Raw genomic sequence first — 3,777 nt, 5'->3', positions numbered from 1 at the left:
CACGGCACCGCTCGGCCGCGCGCATGCGGCGGGGACGCAGGTGGCCGGGAGCGGCATCACGCTGACCGCGCCGCTGGCGCGCGCGCAGCGCGACGGCATTCCCGTGACGGCGGAGCTGCCGACGCCGGGTGCCCCCAACGTCTATCTGCGGGCACCGGGCGGCTCCTGAACGCGCCGGTTGCCGGCTGACGGAACGCCCCGTCAAAGGCAAAAAAACAGCGGCGACACGGGTGTCGCCGCTGGGGAGGGTGGGATCATATTAGTCGGTCGGAATGCGGGTCGCCCCGCATCCCGGGATCAGAACTTGAAGCGGACGCCCGCGCGGTACATCCGGCCGATCACGTCATACAGCGCCGGGTTGGCGTTGAACGGCGAGTTGGCGGGATCCTGGTTCAGGACGTTGTCCACCTTGAAGTAGGTGGTGATGTTGTCGGTCACGTTCAGCGTGCCGCCGATGTCGAGGTAGAAGGCGCCGCGCATGAAGTTGCGGTCGATCGTCGGCGCTTCCGCGGTCGAGATCGGGCAGGCCGACTGGCAGACCACATACTGGTTGCCGTAATTGCCGTCCGTGAACCAGCGCTCCTGGATAGTCAGGCTCCACAGCTCGTTCTCGTAGGTCTGGATCGCCAGCCACTTCCAATCGGGCGTGTTGCCGCTGTTCACGCCCGCCGAATCCACCGGCGCCGTGCCGGGCAGGCCCGCTTCGGTGATGAACTTGCGGATGTGCGTCGCGAGGCCCCGCACCGTGAAGCTGCCGGGCAGGCCCAGCGGCTCCCGCCAGCGATAGCTCGCCTCGATATCGAAGCCGTCGGTCTTGATCGACGACAGGTTGAACGACTGGACGTTGATGAAGTTCGGGCCGTTCGGATTGTTCAGATTATAGGCGCTGCACGTTTCCGGCAGGATGTTGCGGAAGCACAGATCGACGATCTGCGCCGCGCCCAGCGAGGAGACGCCGTCCTTCAGCTTGATCTTGTAATAGTCGAACGACACGCTGAAGCCCGGGAGCCACGACGGGTTGGCGAGGACCGCCCCGATTTCGGTGTTGCGCGCGACTTCCGGCGTGAGATCCGGGTTGCCGACCGTGTTCTGGATCGCGACGACGTTCACGTTGCGCGCCGGATCGAGGAAGTTCGGCAGCGTGGTCGTGACCGGTGCCGCGAACAGTTCGGACAGGTTGGGCGCGCGAACGTCACGCGAGGTGACGGCGCGGAAGCGCAGCCCGTCGAGCGGCGTGTCCCACGTACCGCCGATCTTCCACGTCCAGATCTTGCCGGCCGTGCTGTAGTCCGTCCAGCGCGCGGCGCCGTTCAGGTTGGCGCGGCCCAGGCTGTCCGAATTGATCAGCGGAATGTCGAGTTCGAGATAGGCTTCCTTGACGTCATATTCGCCGTTGCCGTTCTTGTAATTGCCGGCGTACCAGTTGCTTCCCACCGCCGAATTCAGCAGCGGATCGGCGGGATAATCCTCGCTGTTCGGGCTGATCGACGAGACGCCGGCGCCATACGGATCGGCGCGGACGCGGTAATATTCCTTCCGATATTCGGCGCCGAACGCGACCGAAAGCGGCCCGGCCCACAATTCGACCGGCGAGCCCGAGAAGTTCACGCTCGCCACGTCCTGCGTCAGGCGCATCCGCTGGAACGGCCCGTTTTCCGGCTGCACATAGGCCAACGCCGCCGCCGACGGGGCCTGCCCGCCGAAGATGTTGATCGGCTGGCAGCCGTTCGCCCGCGCGACCGGATTGGCGCAGACGATCGCGCCGTCGAGCTGGATGGCGTTGATCGCCGCCGAGTAACGCGGGGAGAGCGAGATGTTGCTGACGTCGACCGCGGTGTGGTTGATGCCGCGCTCGTAATACGCATCGTAGGTCCACTCCGAACCGACCAGTTCGAAGCGGCCCTTCAGGCCGGCGACGATGCGATACTGACGACGATCGGTGTCGACCCGCGTGTTGGGCAGGATCGCGTTTGCGAGGCCGTAATTGAACGACGTGATGCCGGCCGTCGCGCACTGCGCCTGGATCGAGGCAGGCAGGAACGGGTTCGAGCACTGGACGGTCAGGTTGGTACGGTTCTGGCCGTTCACCGGCTGGTTGTGCGTCTTCACCTGGCCGACATTGTACGAGACATAGACCTCGTTATCGTCCGCGAAGTCGAAACCGATCCGGCCATAGCCGGTCAGACGCGACACCGCCGACTGCAGCGTGCGGCCCGTGTCGGTATTACCCGACAGATCGCCGCCGACGCAGAAGCCGGGGAAGCAGCCGTTGACGTTGCCGGCCGCGTTGCGCGCGGGCGTGCCGCCCGAACCATAGTTGAACTGGAACGGCTGGCCGTTCTGGTCGAAGGCGATGCCCTGCAGCGGTCCGGCGCTGATCAGGCCGTATTTGGTGAAGTTGTACGGCTGGACATTGTCGCGCAGCACATATTGCGGCAGCCCGTCATTGGTGACGTTGCGGTTGATCATCGTCCGCTGCGTGAACCAGTCGCGACTTCCCGCGAGATCGGTGCCGAAGTCGCCCGGGCCAACGCCCGCTTCCTTCGCATATTCGGCGCTCGCGACGATATGGAGGCGATTTTCGAGGAAGGATTTGCCGACCGCGATCTGCCCCAGGCCCTGTTCGTTATCGCCGTAGGTGCTGACGCCGCCCTGGATGTTGCCCTTGATGCCTTCGAAGCGGGTGTCGGTGATGAAGTTCACCACGCCGCCGACGGCGTCCGAACCGTAGGAGGCGGACGCGCCGCCATTCACCACGTCGACGCGCTGGATCAGCAGCTGCGGGAACATGCTGACGTCGGTCACGCCGGTATAATAAGCGCCGACGACGCGCTGGCCGTCGAGCAGCGTCAGCGTTCGGATCGTGCCCAGGCCGCGCAGCGAGAAGGAGCTGAGGCCCTGCTGCCCGCTGGAGGTGCTGAACGTGTTGGTGCTGGAGCCGCTGGAACCTTGGAGCGACGGCAGCTGGATGACCGTCTGGAAGATGTTCGGCTGCGCGTTGTTCTGGATCTGGTCCTCGCCGACGACCGTCGTGGGGGTCGGGGCGTTGAACCCGCTCGACGCGATGCGCGAGCCGGTGACGATGATGTCGCCGTCACGAGTGGCCGCGGCGGCATTTGTCGGCGTGGCGCCGGCATTCGTGACGGCCGGATCGGACGGTGTCACCGGCGCGGTCTGCGCGGAGGCCTGGCCGGCGAGGAGCACGGCCATGATCGCGCCGAGGCTGGCCGAGCGGAGCGCCCGGCGCTGCGAACGGCGAGCGTCGAAATCCTCGACCCCCGGCGTGCCGTGGATATAACTCGTCTGACTTCTTTCCTGCATCATCGTCTCCCCTTCGTTGCCACCTTTTCGGTTGGTGGCGTCGCCCACTCGTAAAGGCCCCTCCCTGGAGGCCTACGGTAACGTTATCGTTCGACCTAAGCCGGGTCGTTCGCCGAAGTCAATAGTCTGACAAAATAGCGTGCCAGCGTGGTGGCTACGACACGGTTTTCCGGGTGTAGGAAGCAGGGGGGGGCGCCGGATTTTCGAGCGAGGCTCCGGACAAGCGGCCGACGTTGCGTCTGCACTCGGCAAGCTTTTGTAAAAACAGTATTATTCAGTCATGGGCGACGGAGCCCTCGTCCGGTGGCATGAGAGATCGCGCTGTGCGTCCCGCCGATGCGACGGCGGCGTCCGGCGGAGCGGAGGTGGACTCGCGACGCACCACGATATGATCCAGCACCCGCGTTTCCGGATCGCCCGACGCGTGCGGCGATTCGCCGATGCGCGAGAGGAGGA

2 protein-coding genes are annotated in these 3,777 nt (G+C 65.3%); both read right to left on the bottom strand.

What is annotated here, in order from left to right; all coding sequences use genetic code 11:
* Positions 1 to 297: 297 nt before the first annotated feature.
* Positions 298 to 3,210, bottom strand: a complete 2,913-nt coding sequence (locus tag ACOJSF_RS12250) for a TonB-dependent receptor plug domain-containing protein (RefSeq protein ID WP_420142480.1) — start codon at positions 3,208 to 3,210, stop codon at positions 298 to 300.
* 385 nt (positions 3,211 to 3,595) lie between these two features.
* On the bottom strand, positions 3,596 to 3,777 hold a 182-nt coding region (locus ACOJSF_RS12245; protein ID WP_420142479.1), incomplete at its 5' end, for a hypothetical protein.

The organism is Sphingomonas sp., assembly GCF_048594985.1.
GTDB lineage: Bacteria > Pseudomonadota > Alphaproteobacteria > Sphingomonadales > Sphingomonadaceae > Sphingomonas_I.
Note: the sequence above shows the minus strand (reverse complement) of the source record. Positions and strands in the feature narration are given on the sequence as shown.